Genomic DNA, 19575 nt, shown 5'->3' on the forward strand with positions numbered 1-19575 from the left:
GAGGGTTGGAACGCAGTGGATTCAAAGAAAAGCGAAAGATTTCGGGCCATGCACAAGGCCTTGCAGGGCGAGTCGGCAATTCACTTGCGTGACATGGCCGCATTGCTGGGTGTATCGGAAATGACCCTGCGCCGCGACCTGGCAGACAGCCCACAGGGCCTGCGACTGTTGGGCGGGCACGTAACCCGCAGCGGGCCGCCGGAGCCCGATTACCAGGTCGCCGAACAGGACCAGCGCCACGTCGCCGAGAAGCGTCAGATCGGCGTGCTGGCCGCCAGCCTGGTGCGCCCCGGCGACACGGTGTTTATCGATTGCGGCACCACCACGCCGTTCATTATCGAGGCGTTGCCGGATGACCTGGAGTTCACCGCGCTGTGCAATTCCCTCAACGTATTGCTCAAGCTCCAGCAAAAGCCCCACTGCACCATCATCCTCTGCGGTGGCACTTTTCACCGGCGCAACATGGTCTTCGAGAGCCATGCCGAGGCGGGCATCCTGGATGGCATCCGTGTGGCGTGGGCGTTCATTTCCGCGGCCGGCGTCAGCGCCGCCCACGGTGTGACCTGCTACAACCTCAACGAAGTGGAGGTCAAGCGCCGGGTCATGGCGCGGGCGCAGACCTGCGTGCTGGTGGCCGACCACAGCAAGTTCGACGAAGTACGTGCGGCACACTTTGCCGAGCTGTCGGACTTCCAGCGGGTGATCAGCGACCCCGGGCTCGAGGCGGCACAGCAGCAGGTGATCAGGGACAGCGGGGCGATCCTGCTGATCTGACTCAAACATTATTGTGATTTTTATTTCATTTGTTCGGAATTTAACAAATTGGCCTTGACACTCTCGGGAGCAAGGCATAGTTTTTCAAATGTGATCGCGGTTCACATTTGTGAGCACGGCCTCCCTGAAGGCCGTGCCCGAATCCTGACAACAATAAAAATAGGAATCACCATGCTCCAGATAGCCCGTAAACCTGTTCATGTGCTGGCCCTTGCACTGGCTGTCGCGGCCTCGGCGCTGGCGCTGAACGCCCAGGCCAAGGATCTGAAGATCGGTTTCAGCCAGGTCACCCTGCAATCTCCCTTCTACGTGCAACTGCGCGACGGCGCCAAGGCTGCAGCGGCCAAGGGCGGCGACGAGCTGATCTTCCTCGACGCCAACGGCGATATCAGCAAGCAGAACAACGATATCCAGGACCTGCTGACCCGCAAGGTCGACATCCTCATCATCAACGCCGTGAACCCCGACGCCGTGGGCGCGGCCCTCGACGCCGCCAAACGCGCCAAGGTGCCGGTGATTGCCGTCGACCGCGCAATCAATGCCCCGGTCGCCACCACCATTGGCCGTAACAATGCCGAGATGGGCGAGCTGTCCGGCAAGGCGCTGCTTGCAGCGCTCAAGCAGCGCGGTGTGACCAAGGGCAAGATCATCGAGATCCAGGGCGACGCCGGCGGTACGGTAATGAAAGAACGCCGCAAGGGCTTCCACACCGCTTTGGCCGGCTCCGACTTCAAGATCATCGACGGCCCCTACAGCGAGTACATGCGCGCCAACGCAGTCACGGCAATGCAGGATTTGCTGCAAGCGCACCCGGACCTCAAGGCGGTGATCGCGCATAACGACGACATGGCCATGGGCGCGCTGCAAGTGCTCACCGAAAGTGGCAAGAAAGACGTCCTTGTGGCCGGGATCGACGGCTTGTCCGAGGCCTTGAATGCCATCCAGAGCGGCGATCAATACGTGGCCACCGCCCTCAACGACCCACGCTACCTGGGCGAGGTCGCCATCGAGGCGGCGCGGGCCCTGGCGGCCGGCAAGTCGGTGCCGAACTTTGTCGACGCCGGCACCCAGGTGGTGACCAAGGCCAACGTGGCCGAGGTCAAGCATGACTCTACCTTCGGCGAATACCGCCCCGGCGCGCTCTGACGGATCTGCGCCGCCACGCTATGGATTTTTGCGGGCACCTCTTGCGGGAGGTGCCTGGTCGAACGCACTCGTCACTCAACAGAGGAATTCACTGTGAAAGCTGCCGTCATGTACCAACCGGGCGATATCCGGGTCGAAGATGTTCCAAAACCTGCGGTCAAGGCCGGCCACGCGCTGGTTCGGGTCGCCGCCTGCGGCGTGTGCGGCTCGGATATCCCGCGCATGCTGAGCAAGGGCGCCCATGTGATGCCGCTGATTTGCGGCCATGAATTCGCAGGCTTTATCGAAGAGATCGGCAGCGGTGTCGAAGGCTATGCCATCGGCGAACTGGTGACTGTGCCGCCGATGATCCCGGACGTCAGCAGCGACCAATATGCCCGTGGCTTTCCGTCCCGCTCGGAGCGCTACGATTACTTCGGCAGCCGCCGCGACGGCGCGTATGCCGAGTACGTCAATGTGCCCCTGAGCAACCTGATCAAGGTGCCCCAAGGCATGGACCCGATTGCCGCGTCCCTGGTGGACCCGGCGGCGATTGCCCTGCATGCGATCTGGAAAGCCGACTTCAAGGCCGGGCAGAGCGGGGCAGTGGTAGGTTGCGGGCCAATCGGCCTGTTTGCGATCCAGTGGCTGCGGATCATGGGGGCCAAGGACATCGTCGCCATCGACATCGCCGAAGAGAAACTCGCCATGGCCCGCGAAGCCGGCGCCACCCACACCCTGCTCAGCGGCGCGGCGGATGCCGAGTTGCCCCGTTGCCAACTGGTGATTGAAGCGGCAGGCCATCCCAGCTCGATCAACCAGGCCGTGCAACTGACCAAGGCTGGCGGGCATGTGGTGTTTATCGGCATTCCCACCAGTGACGTGGCCCTCAGCACTGCGACGTTCTCGCACTTCCTGCGCCAGGAAATCTCCCTGCACGGCGCCTGGAACTCGTTCTCGGCACCGTTCCCGGGCGATGAGTGGACGGCCTCCATCGACAAGCTGGCTTCCGGTGAATTGCAGTGGCAGTTCATGATTACCCACGACTTGCCGCTGGATGAATTGCCGGCGATGTTCAAGCGCTATGCCGATCGCAGCGAAGTCGCGGCCAAGGTAATTTTCCGTCCCTGAGCCGCGTCAGCTGTGTGTCGCCAAGCCCGACGACGCTGTGCGTTGCCGGGCTTAAAACAAAAAGCGTTGTTACAAGACGCAGGAGAACTACCGATGACCTTGTTGTTGGGACTGGATTTCGGAACAGGTGGGGTGCGGGCTGGTTTGTATGACCTGCACAGCCACAAACTGGTACACGTCGCCGAGGCGCCGTATGCCACGCAATACCCGCAGTTGGGTTGGGCCGAGCAGGCGCCGGCGGACTGGTGGTCGGCGCTGGGCAAGGCCTGCCGGCAGTTGATGGCCCAGGCCGGGCACCCGCAGGTGGCGGCGGTGTGCGTCGCCACCACAGCCTCCACCGTGGTGGTTGCCCAGGCGGACGGCCAACCCCTGGCCCCGGCGTTGTTATGGATGGATTGCCGCGCCGCTGCCGAGTCGGCGCGCACGGCCCACATCAGCCACCCGATGATGAACCAGGGCGGTGACGCGGTGGAATGGCTGGTGCCCAAGGCCATGTGGCTGGCCGAGCACGAGCCTCAGGTTTACCAGCGCGCCGAGCGTATTTGCGAGGCCGTGGACTGGATCAACTTTCAGTTGACCGGGCGTTGGGTCGCCTCCCAATTGAATGCCAGTTGCAAGTGGAATTACGACACCCTGCAGCAGCGTTTTCCGGTGGAATTGTACGCCGAACTGGGCGTGCCTGAACTGGCGCAAAAACTCCCTCAGGAAGTGATCAAGGTCGGTGGGCGGATCGGCCCTTTGAGCGCCGATGCCGCCAATCATCTGGGCCTGAGCCGCGACACCCTGGTGGCCCAGGGCGGAATCGACGCCCACATGGCAATGCTCAGTGCCGGCACCACTGGCGCCGGCGAGCTGTTGTTTATCGGCGGTACCTCGGTGGTGCAACTGATGCACACCCCGCAACGCATCGACGTACCGGGCATCTGGGGCCCGTACCCCGGCGCCTTGCTCGACGGCCAATGGTTGATGGAAGGCGGGCAAGTCTCCGCCGGTTCGATCCTCAACTGGCTGGCGCAAAAGATGTTCGGCCTCGACGATGCCGGGCACCAGCGCCTGATCCGCCAGGCCGCAGAACTGCAGCCCGGCTCCACCGGCTTGCTGGTGCTCGATTACTGGATGGGCAACCGTACACCGTACCGCTCACCGGACATGCGCGGCGCGATCATGGGCCTGTCGCTGAACCATGACCGGCATGACCTGTACCGCGCCTCGGTGGAAGCGATTGCCCTGGGCTCGGCGAACATCTTTCACACCTGGCGCTCCGAGGGCATCGAGATCACCCGGGTGGTCGCCGCCGGTGGTTTCCAGAAGAACCCGTTGTGGTTGCAGGCCACGGTGGATGCCACCGGTGTGCCGTTCGAAATGGTGCCCCACGACAACCTCACCCTGATCGGCACCGCCGCCGCTGCCGCCTGCGCCCTTGGTGAGTTCGGCACCTTGCAGGAAGCCGCTACCGACTTCACCACCATCGGCCGGCTGATCGAGCCCGACCCTTACGCCCACGAGCAATACATCGAGCTGTTGGGCCGCTACCGCGCCGCCACCGACAGCGTCGCGCCCATCAGTTGCAAGCCACCGGCGAACCGCACGCTCGGCGTAAGGCCGGCAGCATGAGCGCCCATCCTGAAGAAACGTTTGCCACGCGGTTGTCGGCCGATTCCCAGCGTGATGACTTGATGGTCCAGGTGGCCAAGCTGTATTACGACCTGGAAAAGACCCAAAGCGATATCTCCCGGGAGACCGGCCTGACCCGCTGGCAAGTCAGCCGCTTGCTGCGCGAGGCGCGGGATTGCGGGGTGGTGCGCATCGATATCGTCGCCCGCTCGGCGCGCTTGCCGCAGCTGGAAGTGGCCTTGCAACGGCGTTTCGGCCTGCGTGAAGCGTTGGTGCTGGATGTGGAAGATGCCGACACCGCGCTGAACGTGGTGACCCAGGCCGCCGCCCGTTACCTGTGCAACTTGCAGCCGATGCCGGCGCTGATCGGCGTGTCGTGGGGCCGCACCCTGACCAAAATGGCCCAGTGGCTGGTGCCGCGCTGGAACGAGGGGGTCAACGTGGTGCTGCTGAACGGCGCGATCAATACCCGTTCGATGGGCGAGTCCAGCCATAACGTCGCCGAGCGCTTCGCCCAGGCTGCCCGTGGCCAGGCCACGTTGCTGCCGGTGCCGGCGATTCTCGGGCATGCGCATACCCGCGAGGCGCTGGAGCAGGACCCGGTGATCGCCCAGGTATTGCGCCTCGGGCAACAGGCGCCGGTGGCGTGTTTCAGCCTGGGGGAGTTGTCTGATTATTCGGTGTTGATGGAGTCGGGTTACATAGACCGGCCATTGCTCGAAGAGCTGGAACGCCTGGGCGCCGTCGGCGACATCATGGGCCGCTTTATCGGCATGGACGGTGAACCGGTGATGCCCGAACTCGACGCCCGCACCCTGGGCCTGCCGTTGGCCGCCTTGCGCGACAAGGCCTGGTCCATTGCCGTGTGCGTCGGCGCGCAGAAGCACCGCATCGTCCACGCCAGCGTCAAGGCCGGCTACGTCAATGTGCTGGCCACCGACGCGGCCACCGCCCGCTATTTGCTGGAGCAGGATCATGAGTGAGTTGGCCCTGGATATCCGTCATGTCAGCAAGCGTTTTCCGCCCAATGTGGTGGCGCTGACCGATGCCTCCCTCGACGTTCGGCCCGGTGAGGTGCATTGCCTGCTGGGTGCCAATGGCGCGGGCAAAAGTACCCTGTTGAAAATCGTCGCCGGCGCCCATCGCCCGGATGGCGGCGAGATGTCGGTGGCGGGCCGGCGGGTGGAACTGAAGAATCCGCAACAGGCGCGCCAGGCCGGGATCGCGATGATCTATCAGGAGCTCGACCTGATCCCGCAGATGACCGTCGAAGAGAACCTGATGCTCGGCTATGCGCCCCAGCGCTTCGGGATTATTTCCCGGGGCAAGCGCAGTGCGTTGGCCAAGGCCGCACTGTTGCGGGTCGGGGCCAACTTCTCGAGTTCCGACCGGGTGGGCAGCCTGTCGATTGCCAACCAGCAATTGGCGGCCATCGCCCGGGCACTGACCTGTGAGGCCCGGCTGGTGGTGATGGATGAGCCTTCGGCGGCGCTGAACGAGACCGAACTCAAGCGGGTGTTCCAGGTGATTCGCGAGATCACTGCGGCGGGTGTGGCGGTGCTGTATGTCAGCCACCGCTTGAATGAAATTCGCGAGATCGGCGACCGGGTCACGGTGCTGCGTGCCGGGCGAACCCTGCAAACCCACGAGCTGGCGCAGATTGACGACCAGGCGCTGATCGCCGCCGTGGTCGGCGAGCACCGCGACCTGCTGGAACGCAGCCCGCGTCAGGCGCCGCGGGATAACCTGGCGCTGAATATTCGCCGGCTGCAAGGCGAGCAGGGCCTGGACGTGCAGGGGCTGGAAGTGCGTCAGGGCGAAATTGTCGGGCTTGCCGGGCTTAACGGGGCAGGGCGCAGCACGTTGCTCAAAGCCTTGTTTGGCGTGGGCCGCAACGACAGCGATGTTGAACTGTTTGGCCAGCCTTATCAGCCGCAAACTTCGCGCCAGGCGATCCGCCAGGGCGTCGGGTTGGTGCCGGAAAACCGCAAGACCGAAGGCCTGCTGCTGGATGCGCCGATCTACCGCAACGCCTGCCTGGTGCATACCCGGCACTTGAACTGGTTCTCCCATCGCCAGGCCAAGGACCGCGCCGGCCCGGTGCTGCAGCGCTTGCAGACCAAGCTCGACAACCTTGAGCAACCGGTACGCCAGCTCTCCGGCGGCAATCAACAGAAGGTGGTCATGGCCAAGTGGGTGATCGACGGCGCGCGCCTGTTGCTGCTGGACGAGCCCAGTCGTGGCCTGGATGTCGGCGCCAAGGCCGACCTCTATGCCCTGGCCCGCAGCCTGGCGCAGGAAGGGGCGGCGGTGCTGGTCGCCAGCAGCGAGCTGGACGAGTTGTACGTCAATTGCGACCGCATCTGGGTGATGCATGAGGGGCGCAACGCGCTGTGTTTCGACCCTTTGACTGCCAGTCGCGACCAGATCGACCAGGCCATCCTTATCGGTAGAACGAGTGTAGAACCATGACTATTGCTAGCAACCCAAGCCCGGTTTTCGATAAGCCCGTCACCCTCACCAGCCGCCGTCGCAGTGCGGTGCTGGAGTGGGTGATGCGCTACAACTTTGTGTTCATTTTCCTGTTTGCGGTGGTGGTGGCGACGTTCCTGTCGGACGACTTCCTGACCTTCGGCAACATCGCCAACCTGTTCCAGCAGGGGGCGATTGTCGGGATCATCGCCATCGGCATGACCTTCGTTATCCTTACGGCCAATATCGACCTGTCGGTGGGCAGCCTGTGTGCCTTCGGCGGGATCCTGGTGGCGGTGCTCCTGCAGCAGCAGGTCAGCGGCTGGCTGGCGGTGCCGGCCACGTTGCTGGTGGGACTGGCCATCGGCACCTTGATGGGCAGCCTCACGGTCTTTGGCAAGGTGCCGAGTTTTATCATCACCCTGGCCGGGCTGGTGTCGCTGCGCGGGGCCACCTTCCTGGCATCCGACGGTGCGCCGATTGGCGGATTGCCGGCCAGCTTCACCTCGTTCGGCTCGGCCATGATCGACATCTGGCCCAGCGCCGGCATTGCGTTTCCGGTGCTGGGGCTGATCTTTATCCTGATCACCGTCATCGCCTGGCTGGTGCTGCGCTACACGGTGTTTGGCGAGTATGTGCTGGCCACCGGCGGCAACCTGGAGGCTGCGCGGCTGTCCGGCGTGCCGGTGCGGGCGGTGACGATTGCGGTGTTCGCCATCTGCGGCGGCCTGGCAGCATTCGCCGGCTTGTTGATGACCTCACGCCTGCACGTCGGCCAACCGACCGCAGCCCAGGGCCTGGAACTGGATGCAATTGCCGCCGTGGTGCTGGGTGGCACCAGCCTGTTCGGCGGGCGCGGCAGCGTGGTAGGCACGGCGGTGGCGGTGATGCTGCTGCAGGTGTTGCGCAATATCTTCAACCTGCTGGGGCTGGGCTCGTTCTACCAGATGGCGATCACCGGGGTGATCATCGTGCTGGCGATTTTGCTCAACCGCTTGATCGACCATTACGCCGGGCGCACCTGAGGACACCGTGATGAATGCACCGCTACCCGCGCCGATCAAGGCCGTGATCTTCGACATGGACGGCCTGCTGCTCGACACCGAAGGCATCTACACCGAAGTCACCCAACTGATTGCCGACCGCTACGGCCGCACCTTTGACTGGAGCATGAAGCAGAACACCATCGGCCTGGGGGCTTATGAACTGGCCAGCTATATCGTGCAGGCCGTGGGCTTGCCGATGAGCCCCGAGGCGTTCTTGCAGGAACGCACACCATTGATGAATGCGCGGTTTCCCCAGGCGGCGGCCATGGCCGGGGCCCAGGCGCTGGTGCGGCATTTGTCGGCCCACGGTGTGCCGATTGCGGTGGGTACCAGTTCGTCGCGGCACTATTTCGAACTGAAAACCACCTTGCACCGCGACTGGTTCTGCTTGTTCGATGCCATCGTCACCGCCGATGACCCTCAGGTAGGCGCTGCCAAGCCGGCGCCGGATATCTTCCTGGTGGCTGCCGAGCGACTGGGAGTGACGCCCGCTGAATGCCTGGTGTTCGAGGATTCGCCATTTGGCATCACTGCGGCCAAGGCGGCCGGGATGTACGCCGTGGCCATCCCGGACCCGGCGATGCCGCAGGAGAAGTTCCTGCATGCGGATGGAAGACTGCTGAGCCTGGAGGCGTTTGACCTCGCGCGATGGGGGTTGCCAGCCTACCGCTGACTCGACGTCCGGTAGGCTGCCTCGTCGTCAGCGGGTGTATGGTAGACCGGGCAAACACCTGGATTATCTCTGGAGAGAGAGGTGACTATGAGCACTCCCATGCTGAACAAGCTGCATCTCAACGGTTATGACATCGTGCAGGTCAACAGCGGCCCGTGGCGCGTCTGTACCAAGGCTGATCGCCTGGCATCCTTCGGTTCCCGTGAACAGGCGCTGGCGTATGCCGCGGCGCTACCGGGTTACAAGGCACGGTCTAGGCCGGTCGCCAATGATGCATGAGCCCTCAACAGCCTCGGTCAATCCGGGGCTTTTTATTGGCACCCAATTGAGCAACACATGACCGGTGGCGAGGGGGCTTGCTCCCGCTGGAGTGCGAAGCGCTCCCAGGATTTTGGGGCCGCTGCGCAGCCCAACGGGAGCAAGCTCCCTCGCCACACAGAGGATATGGTGGGATGATTCGCAGCTGATCAGCCCGTAGGAACCTGTCATGTCCCTGGCAACCTTATTTCTGTTCGTGATGATGAGCGCCGCGATTATCGCGATACCTGGCCCGACGGTTCTGTTGGCCCTGCAAAATGGTTCGCGCCATGGTTTGCAGGCGGCGTTCTGGGGCATGGCCGGGGCGGTGTTGGCCGACGCGTTGCTGGTGACGGCGGTGGCGTGTGGCCTGGGATTGCTGCTCGCGGCCAGCGAAGGGCTGTTTCAGGCGCTGAAATGGATCGGTTCGGCGTACCTCATCTGGATCGGCTGGCAGATGTTGCGATCACCCCAGGCGGCGTTGCCATCGGTGGGCGAAGGTGAGGACGGCGGCACCCGCTCGGCGAGTATTTTCACCCGCAGTTTCCTGGTGGCGATTTCCAATCCCAAGGCATTGTTGTTCATGTCGGCATTCCTGCCGCAATTCGTCGACAGCACCCAGGCGCAACTGCCGCAGTACGCGTGCCTGTTGCTGGCGCTGTGCGTGCTCAATGTCAGCATCATGATGTTCTACGCGTTATGCGGGGCACGCTTGCTCAGTCGCCTGCGGCCCGCACATTTGCAGCATTTCAACCGTGGGGCGGGTGGGTTGTTGATGACGATGGGCGTGCTGTTGGCCGCTTACCGTCGTGCCCCGGCTGCGTAACTTAAACGAATGGCTGGCCGTGGAACCCGCGTGGCAGGCGCTGACGGCCTGGCAGGTCGGTCAGGCGCTGGGTCCAGGCACTGCGCCAGTCACCGGCGGCATGGGCGGTTTTGGACTTGCGCGCGGCACGCCGAGCGGCGTTGCGTTGGGTGCGGCGGGCTTCCTTGAAGACTTCGGTGTTACGGCAGGTACGGCACTTGACCCGATTCAGCTCGGTGCTGGAAGGGAGGTTGTTGCCGTGATGACCGCAGGCAAGATGCCCGGCGACCTTGAAGTGAATGACCATGTAAGCGTCTCCTTCTTGGGGGATGCGTCGCATCGGTAATCTGCTGATGCGCGCGGGCAGGGCGGGGCAGCCATTGGCTGATGTTCACCGCTCTGTCTTTTATGACAGTTCGCTGCTCCATGCGTTCGTTTGAGGGTATTGCGCCTCCGTCGACACCCGTAGCGCCTGCTGGTAATGCAACGGCGAGCGGCCGATCTCACGTTTGAAGGCATGGCTGAATGCACTCTGGGAGTTGTAGCCCAGCGAGAGCGCGAGCTCGATCAACGAGCGTTTGCCCTCAGCCAGCGCCCGCGCTGCCAGACGCATGCGCCACTGGGTGAGGTAGGCCATCGGCGAGACCCCGGCGACGTCCTTGAAGTAGGCCGCAAAGCTGGCTCGCGACATTGCACACGCCTTGGCCAGTACCTCCAACGGCCTGGTTTCGCCCGGCTCGCCATGGATAAGGCGCAGCGCCGGCGCCAGGCGTTTGTCGGTCATGGCGCGCAGCCAACTGCCGGACAGCGGCGGTGCGGTTTCGAAATGCAAACGCAGAATTTCGATGAACATCAGGTGCGCCAGTTGCGATGAGGCCACTGCTGCACCCGGACGATCATGCTCCCGTTCACGCACCAGTTGATTGAGCAACCAATGCAGTGTTTCGAGCGCATGGGTCCTGGCATTCAAATGGATGAAGGGCGCCAGTGCTGCACGTAGCAGGTGTTCGGAGTCAGGGCTGAGTTCCACCTTGCCGCCAATCATGAAGAACTCATCCCCATCGCCGTGATACGCCAGGGCACCCACTCGCTTGTCGAGGATCTGTTGCAAATCCACCGGTGTTGCACTCAGGTCACTGGCCATGACATGGGGCCTTTCGGCCGACAGTAGAAACACATCGCCTTCGTTTACCGCAATGGGCGTGCTTTCGCCTTTGATCTTCAGCCAGCACGTCCCTCGCAACACGCCCCAGAACTTCAATTGGGTAGCCGGTGGAAAGGCGATCGCCCAGCGTCCGCCCGCCACCAGGCCGCCGGACATCACGGAGCGGGCTTGCATGAAGGTGAGCAACTCGGAAAATGGATCAGTCATGATTTAGACGATTGCTTATAAAAATTGGAGTCTAGCGCATTCATCGTCTAGGTCGGATGGATATGCTGGGGTCTCCAACGTCACTACAGAGGGTTTGATCATGACATCACGCACTTGGTTGATCACCGGAGCCAACAGTGGCTTCGGACGCGAGATGACCGAGCAATTATTGGCACGGGGGGAGCGCGTTGCGGGCACGGTCCGGGATTTGGCGAGCATGGCGGACCTGCGAGCGCTTCATGGCGAAAGGCTGTGGCTGGCCGAGTTGGATCTGACTGATACCCCGGCGATTCGCCGGGTGGTCGATCAGGCATTCAAGGCGCTGGGGTCCATTGAGGTGGTGGTCAGTAACGCAGGCTACGGCCTTTTCGGCGCCGCAGAAGAGATGACCGATCGGCAGATCGAGCATCAATTGGGTACCAACCTGCTGGGTTCCATTCAACTGTTGCGCGCCGCGCTGCCCCACCTCAGGGCCCAGGGTGGCGGGCGGATCCTGCAACTGTCCACCATGGGCGGGCAGGCCGTTTTCCCGGGTGGTTCGCTGTACCATGCGAGCAAGTGGGGAATTGAAGGCTTTGTCGACGCCTTGGGCGAGGAAGTGGCTTGTTTCAACATCGGCTGCACCCTCATCGAACCCGGTAGCGCCCGCACCGGTTTTCGCTACCGCAGCGCGCAACTGGCGCCACGCCTGGAAGACTACGACCGTTCTCCTTCCAGCCACGCACGGCGGATGATCGAAGGCGGCACGACGGTGTCGTCGGGTGACCCGGCCAAGATGGTTGCGATCATGCTTGCCAGCGTCGACCAGCACCCTGCGCCCAAGCGCATTGCCTTGGGGCCAGACGCCTACACCGTGATGCACAAGCAGCTCAGCGACCGTCTGGCAGCACTGGAAGCGCAAAAGGACCTGGCATTTTCGACGGACTTCTTTGTGCCGTAACGAAACCGGCATCGCTGTTCGCGACGCACCCGCTCGTTTATCCTCCGGTCACACACACAATGTGACTGGAGTGGAAGATGAGCAATCAAGAGTCCCAGGAAGGCGGCTGCCGTTGTGACCGGGTGCGTTTTACCGTGACCGAAAAACCATTGATCACCATGGCGTGCCACTGCACCGGGTGTCAGAAGATGTCATCCAGCGCGTTCTCGCTGAGCGCGCTGATCCCCAGCCACGGATTCACCATCACCCAGGGCAACCCGGTGATCGGCGGGTTGCATGGCGTAGACCGCCACTACTGCTGCCCCCACTGCATGAGTTGGATGTTTTCCCGCCCCAATGGCGTGGAAGATCTGATCAACCTGCGTCCCACCATGCTGGATGACGCCAGCGGCTATGTGCCATTCATTGAAACCTGGACCAGTGAAAAGCTGCCGTGGGCGACTACCCCGGCGCAGCACAGCTTTGCGCAGCTCCCGGAGAGGGAGAATTTCCCCGCGCTGATACAGGCGTACGCCGAGTACAGCGGCGGTTGAACTAGTCCATCAGCGCCAGCAGGTCGGTGTCGCCCACGTCGCGCCCGGCCTGGGTCAGCAGCGTTGTCACCTGGCCCCGGTGGTGGGTCTGGTGATTGAAGAAGTGTACGAGCAGTGCATGAAAATTCTTGTTCATGGGCGTGCCCGCCATGTTGTGGTACTGCAGGGGCTGATCCAGGTCCGGCTCACTGATCGACTGCACCCAGTCGATGATGAGCTGGTCGAGCCAGGCGCGGTGGGCCGACAGTTCACGGATATCGGCGAAGGCCAGTTGATTCAGGCGTGGCGGCAACCCCAATGCGTCTAACGGTACCAGCGCGGCAAAGCCTGCTGGATGCTCGGCGAAACGCTTGAGCCAGACGCGATCACCCAGGGCGAGGTGGTTCAGCGTGCCAAGGATCGACCCGAAGAACGCGCCACGGTCGGCAATCAAGTCTTCGTCGCTCAGGCCGCCGGCCGCTTCATACACCTTGCGGTTCATCCACTGGTTATAGGTCGCCATCAAGGCAATCTGCTCGGTACGGGTCACGTGAGGTTCCTCGATGGGGGGCGCGTCGCCATGATAAAGCGAGCCTGCCGGGCGGTCATGGTGTTCTCGCGCAGCGCAGCTATTGTTGTTGATCTGGAACTCTGCGCCCTGGGAGGGTGACACCATGAATACCGGCGATCTACTGGAACAATTGCTGCGGGCGGGCCAGGCCTCGTCCAGCCAGCAGGGCGGCGCTGCACCCGGGTCTCAGGGCGGGCTCGGTGGTTTGGGCGGCTTGCTTGGCGGTTTGCTGGGCGGCAGCGCTGCTTCGGCTTCCGGCGGTGGCGGCCTTGGTGGCTTGCTCGGTGGCCTGGGCGGCATGCTCGGCGGAACCCGTGCGGCGCCTCAGGGGCGCACCGGCGGCACCAACTACGCGGCGCTGGCGTCGTTGGGGATGATGGCGTTCCAGGCGTATCAGGCCTGGCAGCGGCAACAGGCGTCGGCGCCGCAGCAGGCGTTGCAGACGGTTGACCAGTTGTCTGGCGCGCAGGTCGAAGAACACAGCCACGCCGTGCTGCGTGCATTGATCGCGGCAGCCAAGGCGGATGGCGAGATTGATGAGCGGGAGCAACAGATGATCTCGGCCGAGATCGGCAAGCACACCGATGATCCGCAATTGCAGGCGTGGCTGGATGCCGAGGTGGCCAAACCGCTGAATGCGGCGGATTTTGCCGAGTTTGCCGGCGACCCGGCGGTGGCGTCGGAGGTGTACCTGGTCAGTGTGCTGCTGGTGGATGACCAGCGGGACGCGGAGCGCAATTATCTGGATGAGCTGGCGGCGCAGTTGAAGATTGATCCTGCGTTGCAGGTGCATCTGGAGCAGCAGGCCAAGGGGCAGGTTTAAATCGCTATTTACGGTCATACCAAGCCTGTGGCGAGGGAGCTTGCTCCCGCTGGGCTGCGTAGCGGCCCCGGAATCTTTGGGAGCGCTTCGCACTCCAGCGGGAGCAAGCTCCCTCGCCACAGCAAGCTCCCTCGCCACTGGGATCATCGTCTGCGGGTTAGAACCGCAGTGTGGCCCCCGTCGTGAGCCATTGATGCTGATCCCCGATCAAACTGCGTCCTACCACCAGGTCCACGTCCACATTCTTGCCGATATGCATCCTCGGCCCGGCTTGCCACGCCTGGTCGCCGCCTTGCTGGCCGTAGCGTTCGGCGATCAGTGTCAATGAGTCCATCAGGCTGTATTCAAACCCGGTGCCCCAGGTCGGCCGATGGGTCTGGTCGCCGTCGTTATAAGCGTGGCTCCAGCCGGCGTTGAAGTTAAGCCGCAGGGCCTCCATGGGCTGCCAGGTAAACGGCACATTCAAGTCCGCGCCATCAAATGAGTGCCGGCGGTTCAGCGCGTAATGCACGCCGGCAGACGCGGCCAGTTCCAGGCCCAGGTCTTCCCGGGCCCACAACTGCGCCTTGAGCTGCGGATTCACTTGGGTTTCGCCGTCGCCATCATGGTTGGCCCGGGACACGGCGGCAGTCCACTGCAACCACGCAATGGCAGCGGAAGTGCAGGCCGGCGCCAGGGTTTCACTGTGGGTTGAGCCCGCGTGCCGGTTGGCGGTGAACCAGGCGTCGACATTGCATTCGCCCGGGGCGTTGATTGCGCCGTCGTCGACCACGTAGGAGCCGCCTGCCGCATGGGCATTCGACATCAGGCTGAGCACCAGCACGATGCCCGCGGTCACGCCGACGAAAATCAGGTTGCGCCGCACTGCCCGAAGCTTGGAGGCGGGCAGGGGATGGAAGGTAACGTGGGTGGTGCGGTTGCGGTATTTAGTGAAACCGTCAGGGGTGTGTTTCTTGTACATGGTGAACCTCGATCAACAGCCGGTGGCGCGCCCCGACCGGACTTGGCAGGGACGCGCCGTGTTTCAAATAGAAAAAAGTGTGCAACGGGGTACCGCTACAACGCGGTTCTTCGTTCATGCCTGGATACTCCAATAAGGGTTGATTCAGCTGTCTACAGTCAGCACATGGATGCCACTGGCCCTGGCCTGGCTCACCAGTTCCGAGGTGTCGTCGCCACCGGGCAACGCGATGATCACGTCGGGCCGGCTGTCGGTGAGCATGAACTGGTTGCGATGGCGTTCGGCCTGCTTGCCATGGCGTTGCCAGTTGGGTGGGTAACGCACCACATCCACTCCGGTTTCCCGGGCCCAGTCTTCCACGTCGCTGCCCAGGAACTGGCTGCCACCGTGGATCAATACCTGCACCGGGCGCAGGCGGTGGTAGGCGTCCAGCACCTGGCGAGACATTTTTGTATCGGCGTAATGACGACCTGCACAGATCAAGATGCGCATGGTGATCTTTCCTTGTAGTGCGTATTGCCATTTATCGACGCGGGCGCAGCAAGCGGATGCACGTACTGTTTAAGGTGCTGGAAAACCCCAGCATGAAGCGCATTTCCACGGCGCTGAGCACGTTGCGCGCGTACAGCCGTACGCCCAGCACCATCACCGCCTTGGCCGCCTGGGCGAGGCCGTACACCAGCAGCGCGCGAGCAGCGTTGTCGAGGTAGCTCATAAGTGTGTTCATTGTCTGTCTCCGCGTGCACTGGCTATCTACCGATAGCCAGCGCTTTCAGGGGCGGTTGATCAGTACCACTGCTTGAAGCGGCGGATGTAGAGGGTTTTCATCAGTTGTGCCACGCAGCAGTAGGCGACCAGGGTGCCCACCAGCCATGGGAAGTACGCCAGTGGCAGCGGCTCCAGGCCAACCATCGCGCCCAGCGGCGAGAACGGTACGTAGATGCCCAGCCCGATCACGATGCAGGTCATCATCATCACCGGCCATGCGGCGTTGCTCTGGAAGAACGGGATCTTGCGGGTGCGCAGCATGTGCACCACCAGGGTTTGCGAGAGCAGCCCCTCGATGAACCAGCCGGACTGGAACAGGGTCTGCATTTCCACGCTGTTGGCCGAGAACACGTACCACATCAGGGCAAAGGTGGTCATGTCGAAGATCGACGAGGTCGGCCCGATCCAGATCATGAAGCGGCCAATGTTTTTCGCGTCCCACTTGCGTGGCTTGGCCAGGTATTCCTTGTCCATCTTGTCCCACGGCAAGGCCAGCTGGGAGATGTCGTACATCAGGTTCTGCAGCAGCAGGTGGATCGACAGCATCGGCAGGAACGGGATGAACGCACTGGCCACCAGCACCGAGAACACGTTGCCGAAGTTGGAACTGGCGGTCATGTTCAGGTACTTCATGATATTGCCGAAGGTCTCGCGGCCTTTCAGCACGCCTTCTTCCAGCACCATCAGGCTCTTTTCCAGCAGGATGATGTCGGCGGATTCCTTGGCAATGTCCGTCGCGCTGTCCACCGAGATGCCCACGTCGGCATCCCGCAAGGCCGGAGCGTCGTTGATGCCGTCGCCGAGGAAGCCCACGGTGTGGCCGTTGGACTGCAAGGTCTTGAGCACCCGCGACTTCTGCAGCGGCGTCAGCTTGGCGAACACCGTGCGCTCCTCGACCCGCAGCTTGAGGGTGGCGTCGTCCATCGCTTCGATTTCCGTCCCCAGCAACGGTACGCCTGGCTCCAGGCCGACCTGGCGGCAGATCTTGCTGGTGACGATGGCGTTGTCGCCGGTGAGCACTTTGACGGCCACGCCAATTTCGCGCAGGGCAGCGATCGCCGGGCCAGCGGTTTCCTTTGGTGGATCAAGGAAGGTCAGGAAGCCACGGATCACCAGGTTGCGCTCATCGGCCGTGGTGTACTGCTTGCGGGCGAGTGCCTGGGGAATGTTGCGGGTGGCCAGCACCAGCACCCGGAAGCCGTCCTCGTTGTAGTCCTGGGCAATCGCCAGCAACTCGTTGCGACGCCGATCATCCAGCTCGACGGCCACGTCGCCTTCCATCACGTGGGTGGAAATGCTCAGCATCTCCTCGACCGCACCCTTGCACACCAGCAGGTGATCGTTTTGCGCGTCCTTGACCACGATCGACAGGCGACGGCGGATGAAGTCGAACGGCAACTCATCCACCTTGCTGTAGGCAAACGGCACCTGGAACTTCGGATTCTGCTCGGAGAACTGTACGACCGCCTGGTCCATCAGGTTCTTCATGCCGCTCTGGTGATGGCTGTTGAGCCAGGCGAGGGTCAGCACTGAGTCATCACGGTTGCCAAAGGCGTTGACGTGGTGCTCGAGGATGATCTTGTCCTGGGTCAGGGTGCCGGTCTTGTCGGTGCACAGCACGTCCATCGAACCGAAGTTCTGGATCGCGTTGAGGCGCTTGACCACCACCTTGCGCTTGGCCATGGCGGTTGCACCCTTGGCCAGGTTGGCGCTGACGATCATCGGCAGCATTTCCGGGGTGAGGCCTACCGCCACTGCCAGGGCGAACAGCAACGCGTCGCTCCAGTCACCCTTGGAGAAGCCGTTGAGGAAGAACACGATCGGCGTCATTACCAGCATGAAGCGGATCAACAGCCAGCTGACGCTGTTCACCCCGCGGTCAAATGCGGTTTGCACCCGGGAGCCGACAATCGCCTTGGCCAGGGAGCCAAAGTAGGTGCGCGGGCCGGTGGCAACCACCACGGCTTTCGCCCGGCCGCTGACCACGTTGGTGCCCATGAAACAGATGTTCGGCAGGTCCAGCAGGTTGCCCTGGTCGGCCGCCGTGGACGTGGCGGATTTTTGCGTCACATCCCCGAGGGTATCGTACTTCTCTACCGGCAAGGCTTCGCCGGTCAGCACGGCCTGGCTGATGAACAGGTCACGGGACTCGATCAGGCGGATGTCGGCCGGGATCATGTCGCCGGCAGACAGTTGCACGATATCGCCGGCCACCAGGTCGCGCATCGGCACTTCCCGCAGGGTCGGCTTGGAGCCCACTTGCTCGCGACGCAACACCGTGGCGGTGGTGCGCACCATGGCCTTCAAGGCCTCGGCGGACTTGGCCGAACGATGCTCCTGCCAGAAGCGCAGCAGGCTGCTGAGCATGACCATGGTCATGATAATGATGACCTTGGTCAGGTCGGCTTCTTCACCGGCCTGCAGTGGCAGCCAGTAGTCAGTGAAGAAACTGATGGCGCCGAGGGTCAGCAGCACATAGATGAACGGGTTGTTCAGGGCCTGGAGGAATTGCACGATGGCGTGAGGCGGCTTGTCGTGGGCCACCTCGTTGTAGCCTTCACGTTGCAGGCGAGCAGAGGCATCCAGTTCGGTCAGGCCATCCTTGGTTGCCCGGACATTGGCGAGGGTTGCCGAGAGGCCGTTCTGGGCTTCGCGGGCGGCACGCATCGACAGCTTGGTGTCGGTATCCGTGCCGTTTTTCTTGTGCAGTTTCGGGTTTTTTACTGCGCTCATTGTGTGTACTCCTGTCGCCAATTTTTCGACAAAACATACCCGGTACTTACCTGATGACAGGCGAGCGAAAGCATGCCGAGTCGCTGACTTCGCGATCGGTTTAAATAAGGTGTTGGGTAACTTTCTATGGGCCCGCTAACAGCGCGTTAGTTAACTAGCGCGCAGCGGGCTACTACTGGCTTCGTCCATAGAGAACTCCAGCTAATCAATTAACGGATAATTCAGGAAGTTGCTGTTTCCAGCTGGCTTATGCCGCGCGAGCGTCCACGTAGAGGCTCAGCATCAGGCTCGCTTGCGCGACCAGGCTGGAAACGTCCCGTCTCTGTGGGTCTTGAGGGTCGGCGTGATCCCATTGCTGGACCAGGTGGCCGGTGGTGGGGCAGATACGCCAGTGTGCCCGGGGAGTCGGGCACACGCGGGGGGATGAGGTCACAAAGGTGCTGCGGGTAGGGGAAAAGCCTACGGGCTCGCGGCACAATTTGGCACGCAGGGCGTTAGCCAGCGTACGCAGATCAGGTAAAACAATCAGTTGAAAGGTCATAACACACCTCGGGACCGGACTGGCATCCGGTGAGGCAGTTACGTTGGAGCGTCAGGCTCTAGCGCAGCTTACTCGGCCGGAAAGGCGAGTCCCGTCATTTTTTCTGGGTTTGGCGCCCGATTCGCCGCATTCGCGGTGATCGGACAACGACTAGATACTGTGTCCATTGGCTTCTTTTGTGAGGTTGAAAAATGGCCCTGAGTTGCAGGCACGGGGAATTTACTCAGGCAGTTGCCGGATGTCAACGTTTAATGACTTAAATTGTTACTGGTTCAGAGTTTGTTCAGATAGAAGGTTGGGGGAAGTTGCAATATCAAGTGTGCTTATTGATAAGTGGCCGGTGTGTGGCGGGCAGGTGAAGTAACAATAGCCGGATAACTTATTGCGGGGTTCCGAAGCCTGCGTTCGGCCAGCGTG

At 62.4% G+C, this 19575-nt stretch carries 21 protein-coding genes; 13 read left to right on the forward strand and 8 right to left on the reverse strand.

Features of this window, described 5'->3' with window-relative positions; genetic code table 11:
- The first annotated feature begins 15 nt into the window (after positions 1 to 15).
- From deoR to HX807_RS00170, 10 genes are all read left to right on the forward strand, one after another.
- Positions 16 to 774 carry a DNA-binding transcriptional repressor DeoR gene (gene deoR / locus HX807_RS00125; RefSeq protein WP_008435058.1) on the forward strand — a complete coding sequence of 253 codons (759 nt, stop codon included), beginning with the start codon at positions 16 to 18 and terminating at the stop codon, positions 772 to 774.
- A gap of 171 nt (positions 775 to 945) precedes the next feature.
- Entirely contained in the window at positions 946 to 1920 is a 975-nt protein-coding gene (locus HX807_RS00130; protein ID WP_177049025.1) for a substrate-binding domain-containing protein, read from the forward strand.
- 93 nt (positions 1921 to 2013) lie between these two features.
- The gene (locus HX807_RS00135) at positions 2014 to 3030 is read left to right on the forward strand and encodes a galactitol-1-phosphate 5-dehydrogenase (protein ID WP_023658808.1); all 1017 of its coding nucleotides are present in this window, start codon (positions 2014 to 2016) and stop codon (positions 3028 to 3030) included.
- A gap of 93 nt (positions 3031 to 3123) precedes the next feature.
- Complete coding sequence (locus HX807_RS00140; RefSeq protein ID WP_177023101.1) at positions 3124 to 4644, forward strand: ribulokinase; 1521 nt, start codon at positions 3124 to 3126, stop codon at positions 4642 to 4644.
- The gene (locus HX807_RS00145; RefSeq protein ID WP_177049026.1) at positions 4641 to 5627 is read left to right on the forward strand and encodes a sugar-binding transcriptional regulator; all 987 of its coding nucleotides are present in this window, start codon (positions 4641 to 4643) and stop codon (positions 5625 to 5627) included. The genes HX807_RS00140 and HX807_RS00145 overlap by 4 nt, the downstream gene beginning before the upstream one ends.
- Positions 5620 to 7116 carry a sugar ABC transporter ATP-binding protein gene (locus tag HX807_RS00150; RefSeq protein WP_003207752.1) on the forward strand — a complete coding sequence of 499 codons (1497 nt, stop codon included), beginning with the start codon at positions 5620 to 5622 and terminating at the stop codon, positions 7114 to 7116. The genes HX807_RS00145 and HX807_RS00150 overlap by 8 nt, the downstream gene beginning before the upstream one ends.
- On the forward strand, positions 7113 to 8141 hold the full coding sequence (locus HX807_RS00155) for an ABC transporter permease (RefSeq protein WP_003207754.1): 1029 nt from the start codon (positions 7113 to 7115) through the stop codon (positions 8139 to 8141). Before HX807_RS00150 ends, HX807_RS00155 begins: the two co-directional genes overlap by 4 nt.
- A 10-nt stretch (positions 8142 to 8151) precedes the next feature.
- Positions 8152 to 8835 carry an HAD-IA family hydrolase gene (locus HX807_RS00160; RefSeq protein WP_177028280.1) on the forward strand — a complete coding sequence of 228 codons (684 nt, stop codon included), beginning with the start codon at positions 8152 to 8154 and terminating at the stop codon, positions 8833 to 8835.
- 87 nt (positions 8836 to 8922) lie between these two features.
- Positions 8923 to 9114: a hypothetical protein gene (locus HX807_RS00165; RefSeq protein WP_023658809.1), complete on the forward strand. Its 192-nt coding sequence runs from the start codon at positions 8923 to 8925 to the stop codon at positions 9112 to 9114.
- A gap of 208 nt (positions 9115 to 9322) precedes the next feature.
- Complete coding sequence (locus HX807_RS00170; RefSeq protein ID WP_003207760.1) at positions 9323 to 9958, forward strand: LysE family translocator; 636 nt, start codon at positions 9323 to 9325, stop codon at positions 9956 to 9958.
- A 1-nt stretch (position 9959) separates the two neighbouring features.
- Here HX807_RS00170 and HX807_RS00175 read toward each other — a convergent pair whose 3' ends face one another.
- Both HX807_RS00175 and HX807_RS00180 read right to left on the reverse strand, forming a co-directional pair.
- Positions 9960 to 10244: a hypothetical protein gene (locus HX807_RS00175; protein ID WP_003207761.1), complete on the reverse strand. Its 285-nt coding sequence runs from the start codon at positions 10242 to 10244 to the stop codon at positions 9960 to 9962.
- A gap of 99 nt (positions 10245 to 10343) precedes the next feature.
- Complete coding sequence (locus HX807_RS00180; protein ID WP_102368998.1) at positions 10344 to 11309, reverse strand: AraC family transcriptional regulator; 966 nt, start codon at positions 11307 to 11309, stop codon at positions 10344 to 10346.
- Positions 11310 to 11409: 100 nt separating this feature from the next.
- On the opposite strand from HX807_RS00180, the gene HX807_RS00185 reads away from it, so the two are divergent.
- Both HX807_RS00185 and HX807_RS00190 read left to right on the forward strand, forming a co-directional pair.
- Positions 11410 to 12249: an SDR family oxidoreductase gene (locus HX807_RS00185; RefSeq protein WP_177049027.1), complete on the forward strand. Its 840-nt coding sequence runs from the start codon at positions 11410 to 11412 to the stop codon at positions 12247 to 12249.
- A 77-nt stretch (positions 12250 to 12326) separates the two neighbouring features.
- Positions 12327 to 12782 carry a GFA family protein gene (locus HX807_RS00190; RefSeq protein ID WP_003207766.1) on the forward strand — a complete coding sequence of 152 codons (456 nt, stop codon included), beginning with the start codon at positions 12327 to 12329 and terminating at the stop codon, positions 12780 to 12782.
- Position 12783: 1 nt separating this feature from the next.
- Here the strand turns inward: HX807_RS00190 and HX807_RS00195 are convergent, their stop codons facing one another.
- A complete protein-coding gene (locus HX807_RS00195) occupies positions 12784 to 13311 on the reverse strand; it encodes a DinB family protein (protein ID WP_023658811.1) in 528 nt (175 codons plus the stop codon).
- A gap of 124 nt (positions 13312 to 13435) precedes the next feature.
- Here HX807_RS00195 and HX807_RS00200 point away from each other — a divergent pair, with 124 nt between their 5' ends.
- On the forward strand, positions 13436 to 14155 hold the full coding sequence (locus tag HX807_RS00200; RefSeq protein WP_087693913.1) for a tellurite resistance TerB family protein: 720 nt from the start codon (positions 13436 to 13438) through the stop codon (positions 14153 to 14155).
- Positions 14156 to 14312: 157 nt separating this feature from the next.
- Here the strand turns inward: HX807_RS00200 and HX807_RS00205 are convergent, their stop codons facing one another.
- From HX807_RS00205 to HX807_RS00225, 5 genes are all read right to left on the reverse strand, one after another.
- On the reverse strand, positions 14313 to 15116 hold the full coding sequence (locus HX807_RS00205) for a hypothetical protein (RefSeq protein ID WP_177049028.1): 804 nt from the start codon (positions 15114 to 15116) through the stop codon (positions 14313 to 14315).
- 144 nt (positions 15117 to 15260) lie between these two features.
- A complete protein-coding gene (locus tag HX807_RS00210) occupies positions 15261 to 15608 on the reverse strand; it encodes a DUF2493 domain-containing protein (protein ID WP_102606046.1) in 348 nt (115 codons plus the stop codon).
- Positions 15609 to 15639: 31 nt separating this feature from the next.
- On the reverse strand, positions 15640 to 15843 hold the full coding sequence (locus HX807_RS00215; protein WP_256349340.1) for a hypothetical protein: 204 nt from the start codon (positions 15841 to 15843) through the stop codon (positions 15640 to 15642).
- Between the two features lie 59 nt (positions 15844 to 15902).
- Positions 15903 to 18617 (reverse strand): magnesium-translocating P-type ATPase, encoded by a 2715-nt coding sequence (mgtA, locus tag HX807_RS00220; protein ID WP_023658814.1) that lies wholly within the window; start codon positions 18615 to 18617, stop codon positions 15903 to 15905.
- Between the two features lie 247 nt (positions 18618 to 18864).
- On the reverse strand, positions 18865 to 19158 hold the full coding sequence (locus HX807_RS00225) for a hypothetical protein (RefSeq protein ID WP_003219143.1): 294 nt from the start codon (positions 19156 to 19158) through the stop codon (positions 18865 to 18867).
- Between the last annotated feature and the right edge of the window lie 417 nt (positions 19159 to 19575).

The organism is Pseudomonas sp. D8002 (assembly GCF_013385695.1).
Classification (GTDB): Bacteria; Pseudomonadota; Gammaproteobacteria; order Pseudomonadales; family Pseudomonadaceae; genus Aquipseudomonas.

Coding starts and splice junctions, on each gene's coding strand:
- HX807_RS00130 (WP_177049025.1), top strand. CDS start 946: ATGCTCCAGATAGCCCGTAAACCTGTTCATGTGCTGGCCCTTGCACTG.
- HX807_RS00140 (WP_177023101.1), top strand. CDS start 3,124: ATGACCTTGTTGTTGGGACTGGATTTCGGAACAGGTGGGGTGCGGGCT.
- HX807_RS00145 (WP_177049026.1), top strand. CDS start 4,641: ATGAGCGCCCATCCTGAAGAAACGTTTGCCACGCGGTTGTCGGCCGAT.
- HX807_RS00150 (WP_003207752.1), top strand. CDS start 5,620: ATGAGTGAGTTGGCCCTGGATATCCGTCATGTCAGCAAGCGTTTTCCG.
- HX807_RS00155 (WP_003207754.1), top strand. CDS start 7,113: ATGACTATTGCTAGCAACCCAAGCCCGGTTTTCGATAAGCCCGTCACC.
- HX807_RS00160 (WP_177028280.1), top strand. CDS start 8,152: ATGAATGCACCGCTACCCGCGCCGATCAAGGCCGTGATCTTCGACATG.
- HX807_RS00165 (WP_023658809.1), top strand. CDS start 8,923: ATGAGCACTCCCATGCTGAACAAGCTGCATCTCAACGGTTATGACATC.
- HX807_RS00170 (WP_003207760.1), top strand. CDS start 9,323: ATGTCCCTGGCAACCTTATTTCTGTTCGTGATGATGAGCGCCGCGATT.
- HX807_RS00175 (WP_003207761.1), bottom strand. CDS start 10,244: ATGGTCATTCACTTCAAGGTCGCCGGGCATCTTGCCTGCGGTCATCAC.
- HX807_RS00180 (WP_102368998.1), bottom strand. CDS start 11,309: ATGACTGATCCATTTTCCGAGTTGCTCACCTTCATGCAAGCCCGCTCC.
- HX807_RS00185 (WP_177049027.1), top strand. CDS start 11,410: ATGACATCACGCACTTGGTTGATCACCGGAGCCAACAGTGGCTTCGGA.
- HX807_RS00190 (WP_003207766.1), top strand. CDS start 12,327: ATGAGCAATCAAGAGTCCCAGGAAGGCGGCTGCCGTTGTGACCGGGTG.
- HX807_RS00200 (WP_087693913.1), top strand. CDS start 13,436: ATGAATACCGGCGATCTACTGGAACAATTGCTGCGGGCGGGCCAGGCC.
- HX807_RS00205 (WP_177049028.1), bottom strand. CDS start 15,116: ATGTACAAGAAACACACCCCTGACGGTTTCACTAAATACCGCAACCGC.
- HX807_RS00210 (WP_102606046.1), bottom strand. CDS start 15,608: ATGCGCATCTTGATCTGTGCAGGTCGTCATTACGCCGATACAAAAATG.
- HX807_RS00215 (WP_256349340.1), bottom strand. CDS start 15,843: ATGAACACACTTATGAGCTACCTCGACAACGCTGCTCGCGCGCTGCTG.
- mgtA (WP_023658814.1), bottom strand. CDS start 18,617: ATGAGCGCAGTAAAAAACCCGAAACTGCACAAGAAAAACGGCACGGAT.
- HX807_RS00225 (WP_003219143.1), bottom strand. CDS start 19,158: ATGACCTTTCAACTGATTGTTTTACCTGATCTGCGTACGCTGGCTAAC.